Source organism: Gordonia sp. SGD-V-85, from assembly GCF_001456905.1.
Taxonomy (GTDB): domain Bacteria; phylum Actinomycetota; class Actinomycetes; order Mycobacteriales; family Mycobacteriaceae; genus Gordonia; species Gordonia hongkongensis.
Map to the genome: position 1 here is coordinate 1 of NZ_LNQO01000057.1, position 1,209 is coordinate 1,209.

The following is a 1,209-nucleotide window of genomic DNA, read 5'->3' on the forward strand; positions in this document are numbered from 1 at the left end:
CGTCATCAGTCAGAACAATATCCACTGCTCGCGGACCCCGGGTTGCCATTCCCTAGCCTAACAACCGAACGGAAATTAATGACTCAGGACACTAGATCCGCAGCAACTAACGATTTTCTTTCCGGTGCATACTATAAGAAGATCGCTCAGACCCTTGAACGCGGAAAGTTTGATCTTCTTTTCCTTCCGGATGCTCTCGCAGTCGAGGACAGCTACGGCCATGATCTGCAAACAGGCGTCGGACTGGGCGGCCAGGGCGCGATCGCACTCGAGCCCGCCACGGTGGTGGCGACGATGGCCGCCGTGACCGACCGGTTGGGACTTGGAGCCACCATCTCCACCACGTATTACCCGCCGTTTCACGTCGCCCGTATCCTGGCAACGCTGGATAACCTGTCCGACGGGCGGGTGTCGTGGAACATCGTGACATCGCTGAACGATTCAGAGGCAAAGAACTTCGGAATCGATGCTCATCTTGAACACGACACCCGTTACGACCGCGCGGACGAGTTCGTCGAGGTCGTACGTAAGCTGTGGAACTCGTGGGACGATGATGCGCTGCTGTTGGACAAGATCTGCGGCCGGTTCGCTGATCCTAAGAAAGTTCATTACGTCGATCACCGTGGTGACTGGTTCGACGTGCGCGGCCCCCTGCAAATCCCCCCTTCAAGTCAGCGCGAGCCAGTACTCCTCCAGGCCGGATTGTCGCCTCGCGGTAGACGTTTCGCGGGCCAGTGGGCCGACGCCGTGTTCAGCATCTCGCCGACGCTGGAGATGATGCAGCGCACGTACCAGGACATCAAGGGGCAAGTGAGTGCCGCGGGTCGCAACCCCGACGCCACGAAGGTTTTCACAGCTGTCATGCCCATACTTGGGGAGACCGAGGCGATCGCACGCGATCGCCTCGAATACATCAACGGTCTCGTCCACCCCGAGGTCGGTCTGTCGACGTTGTCGAGTCATAGTGGAATCGACTTGTCCGCCTTCCCCCTAGACGCGAAGTACTCCGACATCGTCGCGAGCTTGGGGGACGCGCACATCCCCACCATGCTCCACATGTTCTCCACGGTTGCGAGCGACGGCGAGGATCTGACACTGGCCGACCTTGGAAAGCGTTGAACCGCCCCGGGTCTGTCGGAGGCTCTCGAACCTGTGAAGGATGGAGAGCATGGCAGCACCACGCAAGTACAGTGAGGAACTCAAGGACCG

At 59.3% G+C, this 1,209-nt stretch carries 1 protein-coding gene; it reads left to right on the forward strand.

What is annotated here, in order from left to right:
- Positions 1-1,119, forward strand: a 1,119-nt coding sequence (locus AS181_RS24415) for an NtaA/DmoA family FMN-dependent monooxygenase (RefSeq protein ID WP_231742715.1), incomplete at its 5' end; no start/stop codon positions are given.
- Positions 1,120-1,209 lie beyond the last annotated feature (90 nt).